Source organism: Streptomyces sp. NPDC058632 (assembly GCF_042717095.1).
GTDB lineage: Bacteria > Actinomycetota > Actinomycetes > Streptomycetales > Streptomycetaceae > Streptomyces.
Genome location: NZ_JBHXQZ010000002.1, coordinates 106,147 through 123,766 on the forward strand (window position 1 = coordinate 106,147; position 17,620 = coordinate 123,766).

The 17,620-nt window shown below is 72.4% G+C and carries 19 protein-coding genes and 1 riboswitch; of the genes, 14 read left to right on the forward strand and 5 right to left on the reverse strand.

Annotated elements, in window-relative coordinates; translation table 11 throughout:
- Positions 1 to 138: 138 nt before the first annotated feature.
- The gene (locus tag ACFWVE_RS01780; protein WP_384007239.1) at positions 139 to 438 is read right to left on the reverse strand and encodes a type II toxin-antitoxin system Phd/YefM family antitoxin; all 300 of its coding nucleotides are present in this window, start codon (positions 436 to 438) and stop codon (positions 139 to 141) included.
- A gap of 66 nt (positions 439 to 504) precedes the next feature.
- Here ACFWVE_RS01780 and ACFWVE_RS01785 point away from each other — a divergent pair, with 66 nt between their 5' ends.
- The 3 genes from ACFWVE_RS01785 (at position 505) to ACFWVE_RS01795 (ending at position 2,480) form a co-directional block, all read left to right on the forward strand.
- Positions 505 to 1,140 (forward strand): ATP-dependent Clp protease proteolytic subunit, encoded by a 636-nt coding sequence (locus tag ACFWVE_RS01785; RefSeq protein ID WP_384007241.1) that lies wholly within the window; start codon positions 505 to 507, stop codon positions 1,138 to 1,140.
- A 7-nt stretch (positions 1,141 to 1,147) separates the two neighbouring features.
- Positions 1,148 to 1,456: a hypothetical protein gene (locus ACFWVE_RS01790; RefSeq protein WP_384007243.1), complete on the forward strand. Its 309-nt coding sequence runs from the start codon at positions 1,148 to 1,150 to the stop codon at positions 1,454 to 1,456.
- A gap of 333 nt (positions 1,457 to 1,789) precedes the next feature.
- Positions 1,790 to 2,003: riboswitch (cyclic di-AMP (ydaO/yuaA leader) on the forward strand.
- Positions 2,004 to 2,006: 3 nt separating this feature from the next.
- Positions 2,007 to 2,480, forward strand: coding sequence for a C40 family peptidase (locus ACFWVE_RS01795; RefSeq protein WP_384007245.1), 474 nt, complete (start codon positions 2,007 to 2,009; stop codon positions 2,478 to 2,480).
- A 191-nt stretch (positions 2,481 to 2,671) separates the two neighbouring features.
- Here ACFWVE_RS01795 and ACFWVE_RS01800 read toward each other — a convergent pair whose 3' ends face one another.
- Positions 2,672 to 3,139: an ATP-binding protein gene (locus ACFWVE_RS01800; RefSeq protein WP_384007247.1), complete on the reverse strand. Its 468-nt coding sequence runs from the start codon at positions 3,137 to 3,139 to the stop codon at positions 2,672 to 2,674.
- Between the two features lie 211 nt (positions 3,140 to 3,350).
- Between ACFWVE_RS01800 and ACFWVE_RS01805 the strand changes: the two genes are divergently transcribed.
- On the forward strand, positions 3,351 to 4,211 hold the full coding sequence (locus ACFWVE_RS01805; RefSeq protein WP_384007249.1) for a helix-turn-helix domain-containing protein: 861 nt from the start codon (positions 3,351 to 3,353) through the stop codon (positions 4,209 to 4,211).
- 9 nt (positions 4,212 to 4,220) lie between these two features.
- Positions 4,221 to 4,445: a DUF397 domain-containing protein gene (locus tag ACFWVE_RS01810; protein ID WP_384007251.1), complete on the forward strand. Its 225-nt coding sequence runs from the start codon at positions 4,221 to 4,223 to the stop codon at positions 4,443 to 4,445.
- A 73-nt stretch (positions 4,446 to 4,518) separates the two neighbouring features.
- Here the strand turns inward: ACFWVE_RS01810 and ACFWVE_RS01815 are convergent, their stop codons facing one another.
- Entirely contained in the window at positions 4,519 to 5,646 is a 1,128-nt protein-coding gene (locus tag ACFWVE_RS01815; RefSeq protein WP_384007252.1) for an 8-amino-7-oxononanoate synthase, read from the reverse strand.
- Positions 5,647 to 5,792: 146 nt separating this feature from the next.
- On the opposite strand from ACFWVE_RS01815, the gene bioB reads away from it, so the two are divergent.
- The 4 genes from bioB (at position 5,793) to ACFWVE_RS01835 (ending at position 9,930) form a co-directional block, all read left to right on the forward strand.
- Positions 5,793 to 7,019 carry a biotin synthase BioB gene (gene bioB, locus ACFWVE_RS01820; protein WP_384007254.1) on the forward strand — a complete coding sequence of 409 codons (1,227 nt, stop codon included), beginning with the start codon at positions 5,793 to 5,795 and terminating at the stop codon, positions 7,017 to 7,019.
- On the forward strand, positions 7,012 to 8,292 hold the full coding sequence (locus tag ACFWVE_RS01825) for an adenosylmethionine--8-amino-7-oxononanoate transaminase (protein WP_384007256.1): 1,281 nt from the start codon (positions 7,012 to 7,014) through the stop codon (positions 8,290 to 8,292). The genes bioB and ACFWVE_RS01825 overlap by 8 nt, the downstream gene beginning before the upstream one ends.
- A 1-nt stretch (position 8,293) precedes the next feature.
- The gene (gene bioD / locus ACFWVE_RS01830; RefSeq protein ID WP_384007258.1) at positions 8,294 to 9,010 is read left to right on the forward strand and encodes a dethiobiotin synthase; all 717 of its coding nucleotides are present in this window, start codon (positions 8,294 to 8,296) and stop codon (positions 9,008 to 9,010) included.
- 227 nt (positions 9,011 to 9,237) lie between these two features.
- Positions 9,238 to 9,930, forward strand: coding sequence for a class I SAM-dependent methyltransferase (locus tag ACFWVE_RS01835; RefSeq protein WP_384007260.1), 693 nt, complete (start codon positions 9,238 to 9,240; stop codon positions 9,928 to 9,930).
- Between the two features lie 42 nt (positions 9,931 to 9,972).
- On the opposite strand, the gene ACFWVE_RS01840 is transcribed toward ACFWVE_RS01835, so the two are convergent.
- Together ACFWVE_RS01840 and ACFWVE_RS01845 are read right to left on the reverse strand one after the other, a co-directional pair.
- Entirely contained in the window at positions 9,973 to 10,347 is a 375-nt protein-coding gene (locus tag ACFWVE_RS01840) for a fic family toxin-antitoxin system, toxin component (RefSeq protein ID WP_384007261.1), read from the reverse strand.
- A gap of 4 nt (positions 10,348 to 10,351) precedes the next feature.
- Positions 10,352 to 10,627, reverse strand: coding sequence for a toxin-antitoxin system HicB family antitoxin (locus tag ACFWVE_RS01845; RefSeq protein ID WP_384007263.1), 276 nt, complete (start codon positions 10,625 to 10,627; stop codon positions 10,352 to 10,354).
- A gap of 186 nt (positions 10,628 to 10,813) precedes the next feature.
- Between ACFWVE_RS01845 and ACFWVE_RS01850 the strand changes: the two genes are divergently transcribed.
- The 5 genes from ACFWVE_RS01850 to ACFWVE_RS01870 all read left to right on the forward strand — a co-directional run bounded on the left by ACFWVE_RS01850 (position 10,814) and on the right by ACFWVE_RS01870 (position 17,543).
- Positions 10,814 to 11,737: an ABC transporter ATP-binding protein gene (locus tag ACFWVE_RS01850; RefSeq protein WP_384007264.1), complete on the forward strand. Its 924-nt coding sequence runs from the start codon at positions 10,814 to 10,816 to the stop codon at positions 11,735 to 11,737.
- A gap of 4 nt (positions 11,738 to 11,741) precedes the next feature.
- A complete protein-coding gene (locus ACFWVE_RS01855; RefSeq protein WP_384007266.1) occupies positions 11,742 to 14,309 on the forward strand; it encodes an FtsX-like permease family protein in 2,568 nt (855 codons plus the stop codon).
- Positions 14,310 to 14,453: 144 nt separating this feature from the next.
- Positions 14,454 to 14,900 (forward strand): GNAT family N-acetyltransferase, encoded by a 447-nt coding sequence (locus tag ACFWVE_RS01860; protein WP_384007267.1) that lies wholly within the window; start codon positions 14,454 to 14,456, stop codon positions 14,898 to 14,900.
- A 208-nt stretch (positions 14,901 to 15,108) separates the two neighbouring features.
- A complete protein-coding gene (locus ACFWVE_RS01865; protein ID WP_384007269.1) occupies positions 15,109 to 16,533 on the forward strand; it encodes a hemolysin family protein in 1,425 nt (474 codons plus the stop codon).
- A complete protein-coding gene (locus tag ACFWVE_RS01870; protein WP_384007271.1) occupies positions 16,530 to 17,543 on the forward strand; it encodes a hemolysin family protein in 1,014 nt (337 codons plus the stop codon). Before ACFWVE_RS01865 ends, ACFWVE_RS01870 begins: the two co-directional genes overlap by 4 nt.
- The last annotated feature ends 77 nt before the right edge of the window (positions 17,544 to 17,620 follow it).

Consider the following 17,620-nt stretch of genomic DNA (forward strand, 5'->3'; position numbering starts at 1 on the left):
GGGTTGCTGCCCGCCGGGGGGTGGGGGGCGTGGGGGGGGGGGGGGCGTTGCCCATTGGCCCCCCCGGGGGGGGGGGGGGGGCGTTTCAAGCGGCCCCCCCCCACTGTTCGTCCACCGGGCCTCAGGTCTCAGGGTCTCCTACGACGTGGCTGTCCCGCGGTGTTCCGCGGCGATGCCGAAGCGCTGCTGTTCGCGGGGAGCGGACGCGGCCGCCCCGTGGACACCGGCCACCGTGCTGACCACCTGCTCGTCGGCGGGTTCCCGGCCCTCGTCGAGTTCCTGGAGCTGGTCGAGTCGTCGCAGGTCATCGGCGGACACGAGGGCGACGAGGGGCTTTCCGTGCCGGGTCACGACGACGCGCTCACCGCCGTACACCACGCGGTTGATCAGGTCGGCGAGCTCAGCCCTCGCTTGCGTCACCGGAATCTCGTAGGCCATATCCCCATCATAACGTCACGTACATCCTGTACATTTTTTACAGAGAGCCGCCATGAGGAGGGGCCCATGACCCGACCACTCGCCCGCCACGTCCTGCCCGGGTTCACCGACCACACGGCGTCCGGGCACCGGCCCACGGATCCGTACGCCAAGCTGATGGAGCAGCGGATCGTCCTCCTGGGGACGCCGATCGACGAGACCTCCGCGAACGACCTGATCGTCCAGTTCGCGCACCTGGAGCACCGGGCCCCCGACCGGGACATCTCCCTCTACGTCAACTCTCCCGGCGGCTCCTTCCACGCCATGTCGGCGGTCTACGACACCCTGTCCTTCGTCACCTGCGAGGTGGAGACGGTCTGCCTGGGCCGGGCGGACGGGACGGCCGCGCTGCTGCTGGCCGCGGGGACACCGGGGAAGCGGTACGTCCTGCCGGGGGCGAGGCTGGTGCTCCGTCAGCCGGTACCGCCGGAGACCGTGGAGGGAAACGCGAGCGATCTCGCCGCCCGCGCGGAGGAACTGTCGCGGGTCCGCGGCCGGATCGAGGAGATCCTGGTCCGGCACACCCGCCGCACCCCGGAGCAGGCACGGTCGGACATAGAGCGGGACACCGTCCTCGACGCGCGGGCGGCGGTGGAGTACGGCCTCGCGGACCGGATCCTGACCGACCGCGAGGGCCGCCTCCCCACGTCCGGCGCGAGGTGAGCCACCGATGCTGCCACCCGAACTGCCACCGCTGCCCGCGCTGACCCGCGCCGAGGCCGAGTTGATCGACCGCTATCTCGAGGCCGTCGACCTGCTCGGCCGGATCAACCCTGCCCGCGACGGCGATACCTACCGCGGACTGCGCGCCGCACAGGCACTGGTCGGCAAGGCCGTCGCACTGCGCGACGCGCTGACCGTCATGCACCGGCGCGGCGAGACCGAACTGCACGCCGCCACGCTGGCCCGGGCCCTGCGGGTACTGGACGGCGACCGGCGCACGGCCCGGGTCACGCTGCCGCCGGGCTCCGGCAGTTGACGCCCGTACCGGTCCACCCGCGGTCGGCGTCGGCAACACGTCCGCACCTGAGCCGAAACGGACCAAGGGGGGTACCACCAACCGGCGTATACGAACCACTTCTTTTCGGGCCGTCACAGTTGCGCACCACGCGTGGCCGCGTACCGGAACAGGTCATTCCGATGCTGGTCCGGGACTCCTCGGCATTCCGGACGGCAGCCCGGACAGGGGGCTGTCCACTCGAACGGATGAGTGGTGAGTAACAACACAAACCCCCGGTTCCGTTGGGATTTCGGGCCGAGGGTTGCCAAGATCGCTCACTGACGACAAGACCCCGCCACCGCGGCGGGGCGATCCGGGCGGACGCCGAGTCCTGCCGCCGCCCGGATGACCGGTCGACAGGAGTGGATCGGCAGGAGTGGAGGACCCGAGCATGACGGGTCGCCGGAACGGGAGTTCGACTTCCGTGCCGAGCAGCCCTTGGGGTGAAGCCGCACTCGTGCGGCCGGGCAACTTCGCCAGCCCGAATCCGACAGGTCATCCTTCACAGGCGGCTGACGAAGGGTTGCGCATGACCGCGCTCAATCGTGTCCCGTCCCTCATGGCCAGGGCCGGCACGGCCTCGGCCCTCACCCTCGCCGCCGTGGGCGGCTCGATCGTCCTCCCGGGCACCGCCTCGGAGGCGGCGGCCGCGACCACGGCCACCAAGGCTCTCCAGATCGCGGCGTCCAAGAAGGGCGCGCCCTACCGCTGGGGCGCCACCGGACCGAGCCGCTTCGACTGCTCCGGACTGACCCTCTACTCGTTCAAGAAGGCGGGCAAGGCACTGCCCCGTACTGCGGCCCAGCAGTACAACAAGACCCGCCACATCTCCGCCTCGAGCCGCAAGGCGGGGGACCTGGTCTTCTTCCATTCGGGCCAGAACGTCTACCACGTGGGCATCTACGCGGGCCAGGGCAAGCTCTGGCACGCCCCGAAGACCGGGGATGTGGTGCGCCTGCAGAAGATCTGGACCCACAGCGTCTGGTACGGCCGGGTGAAGTGATCCGCGAGGGCGGCGGTACCCCCTGCCGCCGCCCCGCCGGACACGCCGGACGACGCCCGGAGAACACACGGTGTGGCGGCTCGAGAATCTGCGCATCGTCCGAACGGCCGAGCAGGCCCCCTTCTCGGCCCTTCTCCCGGCCCTCCTTTCGATTCTCTCCCTCCGCTCGCCCGCGTTCCTGCCGCGGACCCCTACGGTTCCTGCTGTCCTGCCGCCTCGACCGCCGTGACCGGTTCGGCGGGAACGGTCCACGGGAGGACGACGGAGACGGTCTTTCCCCCCTCTCCGGTGGGGCGGACCCTCATCCTGCCTCCGCACTCCACGGTCAGCCAGCGGATGATGACCAGCCCTCGGCCGTTGTCCTGCTGGACCGCGGCGGGGAGCCGTTTGGGGAACCTCGGGTGGCTGTCGGTGACCCCGATGCACAGCTGGTCGTCACGGTCGAGGGCGATGTCCACGGTGAACGTGGGCGACTGCCCCAGGGTGTGCTGCACGGCGTTGGTCACGAGTTCGGACACGATCAGCCGGATGGTGTCGGACACTTCCGTGTCTTCCGGCATGCCCCACTCCGCCAGCGTGCCCACCACATGGGCGCGGGCCGCGGAGACCGAGGCAGGATCGCTCGGCAGAGTGATGGACGCTTCCAGATGGTCTGCCATGGCGATGTCGTCCCTTTCCACGGGACCGCAGTCCGGCACGGAGCGGCTGATTCGAGTACGGTCCCGCACTGGTGCTTCGTCGTCAGACTGCCATCACCACAGGGCGTCGGCGACGATACGGCCAAGATATGCATATATCTGTCGCTCAAAGCGGTGAACTCTGCGACGGGAGACCGTATGCGGGCGGCCCGGAGGGAGTAAGGGGGAAACCATGCAACACGGTCCTGCGGTACGCCGCCGGAAACTGGGCGCCGAACTGCGCTCGCTGCGCACATCGGCGGGTTTCACCAGTGGTGAGGCGGCCCGGCTGGTGGGCTGGCACCAGTCGAAGGTGAGCCGGATCGAGACGGGCACGAGCGGGGTGAAACCGGCCGATGTGCGGTTACTGCTCGATGCCTACGGCCTGACCGACCTTCAGTTACGGGAGTTGCTGCTGGTGTTGGCGGGATCCGACGACAGCAGCGGACGACACCATTGGTGGCATGCGTACCGGGGTGTACTCCCGCCCACCTACCGGGACTTCATCAGTCTGGAGTCCCAGGCCGGCGCGATGCGCACGCTGGAGACCACCGTGGTTCCCGGGCTGCTGCAGACGCCCGAGTACGCGCGGGCCGTGACGGAGGCGGCGCTGGAGGGCGCTTCGGAGGAGCGGCTGGACACGCTGGTGGAGGTGCGACTGGCCCGGCAGGACGTCCTGCGGGCCGACCCGCCGCTGGAGTTCAGCGCGGTCCTGGACGAGGCGGTGCTGCGTCGGCAGGTCGGCGGCCCCGGCGTCATGATCCGCCAGCTGGAACGGCTCGTGGAGGCGGCACGCCTTCCCCAAGTGCGGCTTCAAGTACTGCCGTTCACTGCCGGGGCGCACATCGGCGTCACCGGCCCTTTCGTAATCTTCTCATTTTCGCGCACTTCTGATCTGGATGTTGTAGTTCTCGACCACTTGACGAGTAGCCTCTATCTGGAGCGGAAAGAAGACCTCCGGGTGTACTCGGAGGCTTTCAACGCCCTTTCGGTCCACGCCCTTTCACCCGAGGACTCGTTGGATTTCATCGCCGGGACAGCTGCCGGCGTGTAAGGAGGCACGATGCCCGTACCGCCTCGGACCCTTTCCCCCAGCACCGGCCTGCACGGTGTGCGGTGGCTGCGCAGCAGCTACAGCACGGGCGCGAACAACTGCGTCGAGACGGCCCGGCCCGCCACCGGCCCCGGTGCCGGACTGCTCGCTGTACGCGACTCCAAGGATCCGGACGGACCCGCGCTGCTCGTCTCCCCCGGGAGCTGGGCGGAGTTCGTGGCCGCGGTTCACTGACCTGCCGGTCCTCCGGCGCCCACTCGCACTCGACCGTCCGTCATCGGGCGACTCACGGCCGTGCCTCGCCGACTCATGGCCGCGTCTCGCCGATCACCTGTACAGCGCGTTCGATCTCGGTCCCGGACAGGTCCGCGCGGGCGGTCAGTCTGAGCCGTGAGATGCCGTCGGGCACGGAAGGAGGACGGAAGCAGCCCACGGACAGGCCGGCCGCCCGGCAGTCGGCCGCCCATCGCACGGCCTGCTCCGGGGACGGGGCCCGCACGGAGACGACCGCGGCGTCGGGGCGTACGGCGTCGAGACCCGCGGCCGTCAGCCGGTGGTGCAGGTCGCGCGCCACCGCGCCCGCCCGCGCCGCGCGCCCGGGTTCACGGCGCAGCAGCCGCAGGGCGGAGAGCGCGGCGCCCGCGGCCGCCGGGGCGAGGCCCGTGTCGAAGATGAACGTCCGGGCCGTGTTGACCAGGTGCTCGACGACCCGTGCCGGGCCGAGCACGGCTCCGCCCTGGCTGCCGAGCGACTTGGACAGCGTGAGCGTCACCACGACGTCCTCGGCGCCGGCGAGCCCCGCCGCGTGCGGGGCACCGCGTCCGCCGTCGCCGAGCACCCCGAGGCCGTGGGCGTCGTCGAGCACCAGTCCCGCGCCGTGTTCACGGCACGCCCCCGCCAGCGCGGCGAGCGGGGCCGCGTCCCCGTCGACCGAGAAGACCGTGTCGGACACGGCCACGGCGGCTCCGTCGTGCCCGCTCAGCGCCTTGCGCGCGGCGTCGGGGTCGGCGTGCGCCACGACCTGCGTCCTGCCCCGGGCCAGCCGGCAGCCGTCGATCAGGGAGGCGTGGTTGCCCGTGTCGGACACGATCAGCGAACCGTGCGGGGCCAGCGCGGTGACGGCGGCGAGGTTGGCCGCGTAGCCGGAGGAGAGGACGAGGGCCGCCTCGAAGCCGCAGAAGTCGGCCAGTTCGCCTTCCAGCTCGGTGTGCAGCTCGGTGGTGCCGGTGACGAGCCGGGACCCGGTGGCCCCGCCGCCCCAGGTCCGCGCCGCCCGCGCCGCGCCCTCGGCCACTTCCGGGTGCCGGGCCAGGCCCAGGTAGTCGTTGCTCGCCAGATCGAGGAGCGGTGCGCCGGCGGCCCGCGGGCGCAGGGTCCGTACGAGTCCGGCCCGGCGGCGCAGCTTTGCCTGCTCGTCGATCCAGCCGAACGCCATGGGTCCTCCGGTGCTTTTGTAGGCAGTGAACAGACAGTAGCGGGACGGTCGGCGGACCACTGTGTGGCCATGCCCACAGCCGGCAGCGCCTCTGTTGTACGAACCCTCCTTGGCCGGGGCGGCCGAATAGGACAGGATCGGCTCCCATGGATCTGCTGAACACGCTGGTGGACAAGGGGCTTCGGCGCGAGACGCCGACCCGTGGGGAAGCGCTGGCCGTCCTCGGGACGTCCGACGACGATCTGCTCGACGTGGTGGCCGCGGCCGGGAGGGTGCGGCGGCACTGGTTCGGGCGGCGGGTGAAACTCAACTATCTGGTCAACCTCAAGTCCGGCCTGTGCCCGGAGGACTGCTCCTACTGCTCCCAGCGGCTCGGCTCGAAGGCCGGCATCCTGAAGTACACCTGGCTCAAGCCCGAGCAGGCCTCGGACGCGGCCGCGGCCGGGCTGGCGGGCGGCGCCAAGCGGGTGTGCCTGGTGGCCAGCGGCCGCGGTCCGACCGACCGTGACCTGGACCGTGTCTCCGACACCATCAAGGCGATCAAGGCGGGCAACGAGGGCGTCGAGGTGTGCGCCTGCCTCGGACTGCTCTCCGAGGGCCAGGCGGAGCGGCTGCGCGAGGCGGGCGCGGACGCCTACAACCACAACCTCAACACCTCCGAGGCCGCCTACGGGGACATCACCACCACGCACACGTACGCCGACCGCGTGGACACCGTGCAGAAGGCGCACGCGGCCGGTCTGTCCGCATGCTCCGGGCTGATCGCCGGCATGGGTGAGAGCGACGCGGACCTGGTCGACGTGGTCTTCGCGCTGCGCGAACTGGACCCGGACTCGGTGCCGGTGAACTTCCTGATCCCGTTCGAGGGCACACCACTCGCGAAGGAGTGGAACCTCAGCCCGCAGCGGTGCCTCAGGATCCTGGCGATGGTGCGGTTCGTGTGCCCGGACGCCGAGGTGCGGATCGCGGGCGGCCGGGAGGTGCATCTGCGCACGCTGCAGCCGCTCGCGCTGCACCTGGCCAACTCGATCTTCCTCGGGGACTACCTCACCAGCGAGGGCCAGGCGGGCCGGGCCGACCTGGAGATGATCGCGGACGCCGGGTTCGAGGTGGAGGGCACCGACCGCGTGACACTGCCCGAACACCGCACGGGCGCGGGCGGGGCGCACGACGGGGGTGGCGGGTGCGGGGCGCACGAGGGCGGTGGCGGGTGCGGGTCGGCGTCCTCCGGCGCCGGGACGTGCGTGGGTACGGAGGCGGCCGCGGGTCCGGAGACGGTGAGCGAGGGGGCGGGCCGGGCCGACGGGCCGCGTACCGATCTCGTCTCCGTCCGCCGGCGGGGTGCCGGAACGGATCTCGCGCCCAATGCCTGAGCGGTCCGTACCCGAGCTTCTCGAGCTGGACCGGCGGCACGTCTGGCATCCGTACGGGCCCATGCCCGGCCGCGGGGAACCGCTCGTCGTGGAGTCGGCGAGCGGGGTACGGCTGCGGCTCGCCGACGGCTCGGGCGAGCTGGTCGACGGGATGTCGTCCTGGTGGTCGGCGATCCACGGCTACAACCACCCGGTGCTGAACAAGGCCGCGCGCGACCAGCTCGGGCGGATGAGCCATGTGATGTTCGGCGGGCTCACGCACGAGCCCGCCGTCCGGCTGGCGAAGCTCCTCGTCGACATGTCACCCGACGGCCTCGAACATGTCTTCCTCGCCGACTCGGGCTCGGTGTCGGTCGAGGTGGCCGTCAAGATGTGCCTGCAGTACTGGCGTTCGCTCGGACGGCCCGAGAAGCGGCGGCTGCTGACCTGGCGGGGCGGCTACCACGGCGACACCTGGCAGCCGATGTCGGTCTGCGATCCCGAGGGCGGGATGCACGAGCTGTGGACCGGGGTGCTCCCGGAGCAGGTGTTCGCAAAGGCCCCGCCTGCCGAGTACGAGGAGTCGTACGCCGAGCACCTGCGGGAGCTGATCGGGCGGCACGCCGGCGAACTGGCGGCCGTGATCGTCGAGCCCGTGGTGCAGGGCGCGGGCGGCATGCGCTTCCACTCCCCCGCGTATCTGCGGGTGCTGCGCGAAGCGTGCGACGCACACGACGTGCTGCTGGTGTTCGACGAGATCGCGACCGGGTTCGGGCGTACGGGCGCGCTGTTCGCGGCCGGGCACGCGGCGGTGGCGCCGGACGTGATGTGCGTGGGCAAGGCGTTGACCGGCGGCTATCTGACCATGGCGGCGACGCTGTGCACCGCGCGGGTCGCCGACGGCATCTCGCGCGGCGACGTACCGGTCCTGGCGCACGGTCCGACGTTCATGGGCAATCCGCTGGCGGCGGCCGTGGCCTGCGCCTCGATCGAGCTGCTGCTCGGGCAGGACTGGCTCGCGGAGGTCAAGCGCATCGAGTCGGGCCTGCGGGACGGGCTGGCGCCCGCGGCCTGCCTGCCGGGCGTCCGCGACGTGCGGGTCCTCGGCGCCATCGGCGTCGTCCGGCTCGATCACTCCGTGGACATGGAGGCGGCCACGCGCGCGGCGGTGCGCCGGGGCGTGTGGCTGCGGCCGTTCCGCGATCTGATCTACACCATGCCGCCGTACGTCACCGGCGACACGGACGTGGCCCGGATCGCGGACGCGGTGTGCGCGGCGGCCGAGGAGGGATGACATGCCGGTACTGGTGATCACGGGCACGGGCACCGAGGTCGGAAAAACGGTGGTGACGGCCGCGGTCGCCGCGACGGCGCTCGGGGCCGGCCGGTCGGTGGCCGTGCTGAAGGCGGCACAGACCGGGGTGCGGCCGGACGAACCCGGGGACGCCGAGGAGGTCGCGCGGCTCGCCGGAGCCGTCACGGCCGCCGAACTCGCCCGGTATCCCGACCCGCTGGCGCCCGCCACCGCCGCCCGCCGGGCGGGCCGGGCGCCGGTGCGTCCGCACGACGTGGCCGAGACCGCCGTCAAACTGGCCACCGAGCACGATCTGGTGCTGGTGGAGGGCGCGGGCGGGCTGCTCGTGCGGTTCGACGAGGAGGGCGGGACGCTGGCGGACGCGGCGGCACTGCTGTCGGCGCCGGTGCTGGTGGTGGCGGCGCCGGGTCTCGGCACCCTGAACGTCACGGAGCTGACGACCCGTGAACTGCGCTCGCGCGGGCTCGACCCCGCGGGTGTGGTGATCGGCAGCTGGCCCGCGGAGCCCGGTCTGGCCGAGCGCTGCAACCTGCGGGACCTGCCGGACGTGACGGGGGTGCCGCTGCTGGGCGCGGTACCGGCCGGCGCGGCGGCCCTCGCCCCGGCCGGCTTCCGGACGTCGGCGCCCGGATGGCTGGCGGCGCGGCTGGACGGCACGTGGGACACGGCGGCGTTCCTGGGGCGGGAGACCGGCTGATCTCCCGCGCGGGCCCTGTGGTCCGGGCACCGGTGCCCGGACCCGTGGTGCGGCGGTCCGGTGCTCCCTCGCACCGGCGGCCCCGGGCCCCGGTGCGAGGGGTGCGCGGAGTCCTCACGGGGGACAATCACGGCAGGGCCCCGGTCGGCCCCGGGGCCCGTCCTGCGGGAAGCGGGCCCCTCGTGAGCCGCCCCGGCTCCCGGGTTCGTCCAGACAGGGAGGCACGCATGTCCGCCGGCTCCGCGAAGGTGGCGCGGGATCCCGTGCACCACCCGCTGTTCGCCCGTTGCTACGCCCGGGTCAGTGAGGCCGCCGAGACCCGCGCGGGCATGGCCTCGGTCCGTCGGCGGCTGCTCGGCGGGCTGTCCGGGCGAGTGATCGAGGTCGGCGCGGGCAACGGCCTCAACTTCGCGCACTATCCGGACACCGTCTCGGAGGTCGTCGCCATCGAACCGGAGCGGGTGCTGCGCAGACTCGCCGTGGAGGCCGCCCTGCGCGCCGCCGTCCCGGTGGATGTCGCGCCGGGTGCGGCGGAGGCGCTGCCGGTCAAGAGCGAGGCGTTCGACGCGGCGGTGGTCTCCCTGGTCCTGTGCAGTGTGCGGGACGTGCCGCGGGCGCTCGCGGAGCTCCGGAGGGTGCTGCGACCGGGCGGCGAGGTGCGGTTCTTCGAGCACGGGCGGGGCGGCGGCCGGGTCATGCGCTTCACCCAGCAGGCCCTGGACCGGACGGTGTGGCCGCCGCTGACGGGTGGCTGCCACGTGGCGCGGGAGCCGGTCGGCGCGCTGCGGGAGGCGGGCTTCGAACTCGGCCCGTACCGGCGGATGCTGATGCCGGAGAACGGGCCCGCGCTGCCGACGTCGTACTGCGTGCTGGGCACCGCCTGGCGGCCGTCGAGCAGTGCGGCGACGGAAAGGCGCTGAGCACCGGCTCCGGCTGCTCGCCGGCTCCGGGGCTCCGGCCGCTCACTCGCTCCAGCGGCGCAGCTCGGCGGCGATGTCGTCCACGGAGGCCTCGCCGTTCTTGACCAGCCGGGCCAGGTCGCGGACCTGTTCCGGCGAGGTGACGACCTTCAGCCCGCTGGCGACGAGGTAGGCGTACGCGACGGCGGAGGCGAACAGGGCGTTGGAGCGCTCCAGCGCGGGCACATGGAGCAGCAGCTGGAGCAGAGCGGCGGCGCGGGCGTGCGGGCTGCCGTAGACGGGGACGTCGAATATCTCGGCCTCGTGACGCGCGACGGCGGCGACGAGGGCTCCCCAGTCGGTGACCTGGGGGTCCCCCGGGGTCTGCCGCTCGGCGAGCATCAGCAGCCAGGCGAGGTCGATGCGCAGGTTGTCCAAGGGATCAGCGGCGACCTTCGCGCGGGCCTTCGCGGTCCTCCCCCGCTCGTGGCGTGGCGCGAGCGGGCGCACCTGCGTCGAACTCCTCGGCGAAGACGGTCTCGTACTGCTTCATGAAGTCGGCGGCGGCCTCCACGAAGGTGTGGCCGACCTCACCGGCGTCCTGCCGGACCAGTTCCTCGATGTAGCGGTTGACACTCATCCCGCGGGCCAGGGCGCGTTCCCGCGCCGCTCGGGCAGTGCCCTCGTCCACGCGTACGTTCAGCTGGGTCTTCGCCATACCTTGAAGCTAGCGCGCCGGCGCTAGCACCGGCAAGGGGCGACGGGGCCGAAAAAAGGTGCCCCTTACATCGGAATGGCACGGTTTTGCACTTACGGGGGATATCCGGTGTGGGCGCCATCACACTAGCCTCGGGCGCGGCCACCATGACCGGCACGGCCCGATGTCCACACGGAGGAGGCGGTCTTGTCCACACCCGCTGCGGAGCACGCCCCCGGCCTCGCGTCGGCCGACCCGGTCGCGGCCCGCGCCCGCGGCCTGACGAAGGCGTACGGATCCGGCGAGACGACCGTGCTCGCCCTGGACGCGGTGGACGTGGACATCGTGCGCGGCCGGTTCACGGCGGTGATGGGGCCGTCGGGGTCGGGAAAGTCGACGCTGATGCACTGCCTGGCCGGGCTCGACACCGTCTCGGCCGGACAGGTGTGGCTCGGTGACACCGAGATCACCGGGTTGAAGGACCGTGAGCTGACGCGTCTGCGCCGGGACCGGATCGGGTTCATGTTCCAGTCGTTCAACCTCATCCCGACGCTGAACGCGCTGGAGAACATCACGCTCCCCATGGACATCGCGGGCCGGAAGCCCGACGAGAAGTGGCTGGACCAGGTCATCGACACGCTGGGCCTGCGGGACCGGCTGCGGCACCGGCCGGCGCAGCTGTCCGGCGGCCAGCAGCAGCGCGTGGCCTGTGCGCGGGCGCTGGCCTCCCGGCCCGAGCTGATCTTCGCGGACGAGCCGACCGGCAACCTCGACTCGCGTGCCGGGCTGGAGGTGCTCGGGTTTCTGCGCGAGGCCGTGGACCGGCTGAACCAGACCGTCGTGATGGTCACCCACGATCCGGGCGCCGCCGCCCACTCGGATCTGGTGCTGTTCCTGGCCGACGGGCGGATCGTCGACGAGACGGAGCGGCCCACGGCACAGGCGGTGCTCGACCGGATGAAGCGGTTCGACGTGATCCGCGCCCAGGCCGGCGACGACGGCGGACCGGCACCGGGCGGCACGTTCGGCCTCGCCCCGGAGCCGGCTTCGGGGCGCGCCCCCGATGCCGGCTCCGCCGCCGAGGGTGCCGTGCCCGACGAGCCGGTCCCCGGCAAGGACGGCAAGGACTGAGACCGTGCTGAAGGCGACGCTCAGGAGCTTCCTCGCGCACAAGGGACGGCTGCTGCTGTCCGCGCTGGCTGTCGTCCTGTCCGTGGCGTTCGTCGCGGGCAGCCTGATCTTCTCGGACACCGTCTCCCGTACCTTCGACCGGCTCTTCGCCTCCGCCTCCGCCGATGTGACGGTGTCGCCCCCGGACGGCCTGGAGGCGGCCGTGCCCACCGGCGCGGTCCGGACCGTGCCCGCCTCCCTCGCCGAACGGCTGGCCGGGATCGACGGGGCCGAGTCCGCCCGCCCCGACGTCGAGGTCGGGAACATCACGGTCGTCGACCGCGACAACGAGCCGGTGGGCCCGAGGACCGGCGCGTCCACCCGCGCGGTGGACTGGTACGCCGGCGAACGCAGCGTCGTGGAGCTGACCTCGGGCCGCACCCCGCGCGGTGCCGGGGAGGCCGTACTGGACGCGGACACCGCCGACGCCAAGGACGTGGCGACCGGCGACACCCTGTCGGTGCAGGCTCAGCCGGGCACCTTCCGCGTCGAGATCGTCGGGATCGCCGCCTTCACCGCCACGAACCCCGGCACAGCCCTCCTCTTCCTCGATCCCGAGGTCGCCGCCGCCGAACTGCTGGGCTCCGCGGACCGGGCCACGAGCATCTCGGTCGAGGCTGCGCCGGGCGTGAGTGACGAGGAGCTCGGGCGCCGGGTCACCGAGGCGCTCGGCGCCGGCACCTACCAGGTGGAGACGGCCGACGAGCAGGCCGCGACGGCCGCCGAGGAGCTGGGCGGGTTCCTCGACGTGATCAAGTACGTGATGCTCGGCTTCGCCGGTATCGCGGTGCTCGTCGGCATATTCCTGATCGTCAACACCTTCTCGATGCTGATCGCGCAGCGCACCCGCGAGCTCGGGCTGCTGCGGGCGCTCGGCGCCGACCGGCGTCAGGTGCGCCGCTCGGTGCTCACCGAGGCGGTGCTGCTCGGCCTGACCGGCTCGACGCTGGGCCTCGCGGCCGGCATCGGGCTCGCCTACGGGCTGATCCGGCTGATGAGTGCTTTCGGCATGAACCTGAAGACCACGGAGATGGTCATCGGATGGGTCACACCCCTCACGGCGTACGTGGTCGGGGTCGGGGTCACCTTCGTGGCGGCGTACCTGCCGGCCCGCCGCGCGGCGGCCGTGTCTCCCATGGCCGCCCTCGCCGATGCCGAGATCGCCGGGGTGGGCCGGCCGTTGCGGACCCGCGCGGTGGTGGGTTCCGTGGTCGGGTCGCTCGGCGCGGCCGCCCTCGTGGGCTGCGCCGTCTCCACCGAAACGGGGTCGGCGGCGTCCCTGCTGGGGCTCGGGGTCGTCCTCACCCTGATCGCGACGGTCGTCGCCGGTCCGTTGCTGGTGCGGCCGGTGATCCGGGTGCTGGGCGGGGCCTTCCCCGCCCTGTTCGGGCCGGTGGGCCGGATGAGCCAGCGCAACGCCCTGCGCAATCCCCGCCGCACGGGGGCCACCGCCTCCGCGCTGATGGTGGGGCTCGCCCTGGTCGGCGGCATGTCGGTGGCCAGCGCCTCCATGTCCCGCTCCTTCGACGAGCAGATCGACAAGACGCTGGGCGCCGACTTCGTCATCCAGAACGCCAACTTCCTGCCCTTCCCGCAGGAGCTCACCGACCGGGTGCGGGACACGGAGGGCGTGGGCGTCGTCGTACGGCAGCGGTTCGCGCCGGTGGCGGTGCGGCTGCCGGACGGGGAGCGGATCGAGACGACCGCCGCCGGGTACGACGACCGGGTCGACGACGTCGCCCGGGTCACGTACACGAGCGGCGACACGGCGGCTGCACTGGCCGACGGCGGCATCGCCATGGACGCCGGCTTCGCCGCGGACCACGGCGTCCGCACGGGCAGTGCGGTCCCGGTCGAGTTCCCGGGCGGGCAGCGCGCCGAGCTGACCGTGGGCGCCCTCACCGACATGGAGGGCGGTGAGGGCTTCGGGGTGCGGGGCGGGCTGTTCTTCGGCATCGCGACGGTCGAGAGGTACGTGCCCGGCGGGCAGGACTCCGCCCTGTACGTGAACGCCGCCGACGGCACGGGCGCGGATGAGCTCCGCGACCGGCTGGAGACGACGCTCGACCCGTATCCGCAGGTCCAGGTACGTGACCAGGCCGACTACAAGGACCTCGTGCACGACCAGATCGCGGTCCTGCTCTACCTCGTCTACGCCCTCCTGGGGCTGGCGATCATCATCGCGGTGCTCGGCGTGGTCAACACCCTGACGCTGTCGGTGGTGGAGCGCACCCGGGAGATCGGGCTGCTGCGGGCCATCGGGCTGGGCCGGCGGCAGCTGCGGCGGATGATCCGGCTGGAGTCGGTGGTGATCGCGGTGTTCGGCGCGGTGCTGGGTCTCGTGCTGGGGCTGGTGTGGGGCGTCTGCATGCACCAGGTGCTGGCACTGCAGGGCATGACCGTGCTCGCGGTCCCCTGGGGCACCGTCGTGGCGGTCGTCATCGGTGCGGCGGTGGTCGGCATCGCGGCGGCACTGCTGCCGGCCCTGCGCGCGTCGCGGATGAACGTCCTGGAGGCGATCGCACACGAGTGACCCGCGCGTGCGGGCGCGCCGGGCGGCTGTGTGGGAGCGGGGGCGTGTGTGGACCGTGGAGTGCGGGACCGGCATCCGGACGTGCGACGCGTCCGGATCGTGGAATTCCGTGTCGCGGACCGGGCCGCGTGCTGGGATCGGCGCATGACCGAGCTGCGCACACGGGCCGCGACACCCGAGGATCTCGACACCGTGCTGGCCTTCTGGAAGGTCGCTGCCGAGGGCACGAGCATCAGCGACGACCGGGAGGGCGTGGAACGGCTGGTCGCCCGCGACCCCGAGTCCCTGATCCTCGCCGAGAAGGGTGCGGAGCCGGTCGGCACCGTGATCGCCGGCTTCGACGGCTGGCGCTGCCATCTGTACCGGCTCGCGGTGCACCCCGACCACCGCGGGCAGGGCATCGCCTCCGCGCTGCTGGCCGCCGCCGAGGAGCGGTTCGCGGGCCTCGGGGGCCGCCGCGCGGACGCCATGGTGCTGCGGCGCAACGAGACCGCGCACCGCGCGTGGGGCGCCGCCGGGTACGCGCCCGAGGAACACTGGCGTCGCTGGGTCAAGCCGCTCCCGGACAACGCCCCGGACGGCAGGTCCTGAGCGTGCGTGCGGACGGTGGATGACCTCGCCGGAGACCTTTGCCGGTCCTCTACGCTGGGAGGGTCACTCGGTCCTCCATGAAAGGTTGTGTGCGTCCGCCCATGGGCGAGCCTCCCAGTAGAACGCGGCATCGAAGTACCCGGCATCGCCGCACACCGCATCGCGCACTCGTTCGCTTCCCGTCCGGCCGCGGGACGGAGGTGACCCGATGACCGAGGTGCTCCTTCTCCTGGTGGCGATCCTGCTCTCCCTCGCGTGCGGCGCGTTCGTCGCGGCCGAGTTCTCCCTCACCACGGTCGAGCGGTCCGACCTCGAGCGGGCCGTGGAGCGCGGTGACCGGGGCGCCGCAGGTGCCCTCAAGGCCGTACGGAACCTGACCTTCCAGCTCTCCGGAGCACAGCTCGGCATCACGGTCACCAACCTGGTGGTCGGCATGCTCGCCGAGCCGTCGATCGCCGCGCTGATCTCCGGCCCCCTGGAGGCCGTCGGCATCTCCGCGTCGGTGGCGAGTTCCCTGGCGCTGGTGCTCGGCACGGCCCTGTCTACCGTCTTCCTGATGGTGGTCGGCGAACTGGTGCCCAAGAACTGGGCGATCTCGTCGCCGCTGGCCGTCGCCAAGAACGTGGGCAACGCGCAGCGCTGGTTCAGTGCCGCCTTCCGCCCCTTCATCACGCATCTGAACAACGCGGCGAACCGCATCGTGCGCCGCTTCGGTGTGGAGCCCGCCGAGGAACTGGCCTCCGCACGCGGCCCCCAGGAGCTGGCGGCCCTGGCCCGGCACTCCGCCAAGGAGGGCGCCCTGGAGGCCGACACCGCGGAGCTGTTCGTCCGCACCCTGAACCTCGCAGATCTCACCGCGGAGAACGTGATGACCCCGCGCGTCCAGGTCGTCGCGCTGGAGGTCCAGGCGACCTGCGAGGACGTGGCGAACGCGACCCGGGCGACGGGGCTGTCCCGGTTCCCCGTGTACCGCGGCACCTTCGACTCGGTGGTCGGCACCGCGCACATCAAGGACGTCCTGGCGGTGCCCGCCGAGCGCCGGGCCCGGGTTCCCGTCTCGGAGATGATGCGCGAGCCGCTGCTGGTCCCGGAATCGCTCACCGTGGACCGGCTGCTGGACCGGCTCTCCGGCCGGCGCACCATGGCCGTGGTGATCGACGAGTACGGCGGTACGGCGGGCGTGGCCACGCTGGAGGACATCGTCGAGGAGGTCGTCGGCGAGGTCCGCGACGAGCACGACCCGCACGAGACCCCCGACCTGGCCCGGACGGGTTCGGACGAGGGAGGGCACGACCTGTTCTCGGCCGACGGCTCCGCGCGCGTGGACCAGCTCGCGCGGGTCGGCCTGCGCGCGCCGGACGGGCCGTACGAGACCCTGGCCGGGCTCGTGGCCACCGAGTTGGGCCGGATCCCCGGCGTCGGCGACACCCTGGAGGTCGCCGGCTGGCGGATGGAGGTGCTGGACGCGACCGGCCGTCGCGCGGCACGCGTGCTGCTGCACGCGCCGCTCCCCGACCCGCACCCGCGGGACACCGGGGACGAACGGCCCGGTGCCGGGCCGGCCGCCGAGCCGGACGGCCGGACGGACGGCAGGCGACACGGCACGACGCGTGAGAAGGGGGCCCGGCGATGATCGCCGTACAGCTGCTGATCGGTCTGGCGACGCTGGTCGTCAACGCCTTCTTCGTGGGGGCCGAGTTCGCGCTGATCTCGGTGCGCCGCAGCCAGATCGAGCCGTACGCCGACCAGGGCGACCGGCGCGCCAAGAACGTGCTGTGGGGCCTCGAGCACGTGTCCGCCCTGATGGCGGCCGCGCAGCTCGGCATCACGCTGTGCACCCTGGTCCTCGGTGTGGTCGCGGAGCCGGCCATCGCGCATCTGCTGGAACCGGCGTTCCACGCGATGGGCGTGCCGGACGGCGCGGGGCACGCGGTGTCCTTCGTGATCGCCCTGTCGCTCGCGACGTATCTGCACATGCTGCTGGGCGAGATGGTGCCGAAGAACATCGCGCTCGCGGAGCCCGTGCGCAGCGCGCTGATGCTCGGTCCGCCGCTGGTGGCACTGTCCCGGGCGCTGCGCCCGGTGATCTTCACGATCAACGCCTTCGCCAACGCGCTGCTGCGGCTGCTGCGGGTCGAGGTGCGCGACGAGGTCGTGGCGACCTTCTCCGACGCGGAGCTGGCGCAGATGGTGAAGGACTCCGGTGAGGCGGGTCTGATCGACGACCGCGCGCAGGAGCGTCTGAACGACGTGCTGGAGCTCGGCCGCCGGCCGGTGCGGGACGTGGTGCTGCCGCTGGAGAGCGTGGTCTACGCGCGCGTGGGCGTCACCCCCGAGGGACTGGAGGCGCTCTCGGCCGAGTCCGGGTACTCCCGCTTCCCTGTGGTGGACGAGGGCCGGCGGATCGTCGGCTACCTGCACGTGAAGGACGCCCTCGACGCCTCGCCGCGCGACATGCCGTTCCTGCTGCGGGACATGCGCTCCATCGCCCGGGTGCGGGAGAGCACACCGATGGACGACGTCCTCACCGCGATGCGCGGCAGCCGTACCCACCTGGCGGCCGTGCTCGGGTCGGACGGACGGCTGGCGGGCCTGGTGACGATGGAGGACGTGCTGCAGGAGCTGTTCGGCCAGCGGGCCTGAGCGGGGCCCGGACGGGCCCCGCTCGGGGAGGGAACCGACCGACCGGCGGGTATGTGCACGGGATATCATCTCTGTCG

Coding starts and splice junctions, on each gene's coding strand:
- ACFWVE_RS01780 (WP_384007239.1), bottom strand. CDS start 438: ATGGCCTACGAGATTCCGGTGACGCAAGCGAGGGCTGAGCTCGCCGAC.
- ACFWVE_RS01785 (WP_384007241.1), top strand. CDS start 505: ATGACCCGACCACTCGCCCGCCACGTCCTGCCCGGGTTCACCGACCAC.
- ACFWVE_RS01790 (WP_384007243.1), top strand. CDS start 1,148: ATGCTGCCACCCGAACTGCCACCGCTGCCCGCGCTGACCCGCGCCGAG.
- ACFWVE_RS01795 (WP_384007245.1), top strand. CDS start 2,007: ATGACCGCGCTCAATCGTGTCCCGTCCCTCATGGCCAGGGCCGGCACG.
- ACFWVE_RS01800 (WP_384007247.1), bottom strand. CDS start 3,139: ATGGCAGACCATCTGGAAGCGTCCATCACTCTGCCGAGCGATCCTGCC.
- ACFWVE_RS01805 (WP_384007249.1), top strand. CDS start 3,351: ATGCAACACGGTCCTGCGGTACGCCGCCGGAAACTGGGCGCCGAACTG.
- ACFWVE_RS01810 (WP_384007251.1), top strand. CDS start 4,221: ATGCCCGTACCGCCTCGGACCCTTTCCCCCAGCACCGGCCTGCACGGT.
- ACFWVE_RS01815 (WP_384007252.1), bottom strand. CDS start 5,646: ATGGCGTTCGGCTGGATCGACGAGCAGGCAAAGCTGCGCCGCCGGGCC.
- bioB (WP_384007254.1), top strand. CDS start 5,793: ATGGATCTGCTGAACACGCTGGTGGACAAGGGGCTTCGGCGCGAGACG.
- ACFWVE_RS01825 (WP_384007256.1), top strand. CDS start 7,012: ATGCCTGAGCGGTCCGTACCCGAGCTTCTCGAGCTGGACCGGCGGCAC.
- bioD (WP_384007258.1), top strand. CDS start 8,294: ATGCCGGTACTGGTGATCACGGGCACGGGCACCGAGGTCGGAAAAACG.
- ACFWVE_RS01835 (WP_384007260.1), top strand. CDS start 9,238: ATGTCCGCCGGCTCCGCGAAGGTGGCGCGGGATCCCGTGCACCACCCG.
- ACFWVE_RS01845 (WP_384007263.1), bottom strand. CDS start 10,627: ATGGCGAAGACCCAGCTGAACGTACGCGTGGACGAGGGCACTGCCCGA.
- ACFWVE_RS01860 (WP_384007267.1), top strand. CDS start 14,454: ATGACCGAGCTGCGCACACGGGCCGCGACACCCGAGGATCTCGACACC.
- ACFWVE_RS01865 (WP_384007269.1), top strand. CDS start 15,109: ATGACCGAGGTGCTCCTTCTCCTGGTGGCGATCCTGCTCTCCCTCGCG.
- ACFWVE_RS01870 (WP_384007271.1), top strand. CDS start 16,530: ATGATCGCCGTACAGCTGCTGATCGGTCTGGCGACGCTGGTCGTCAAC.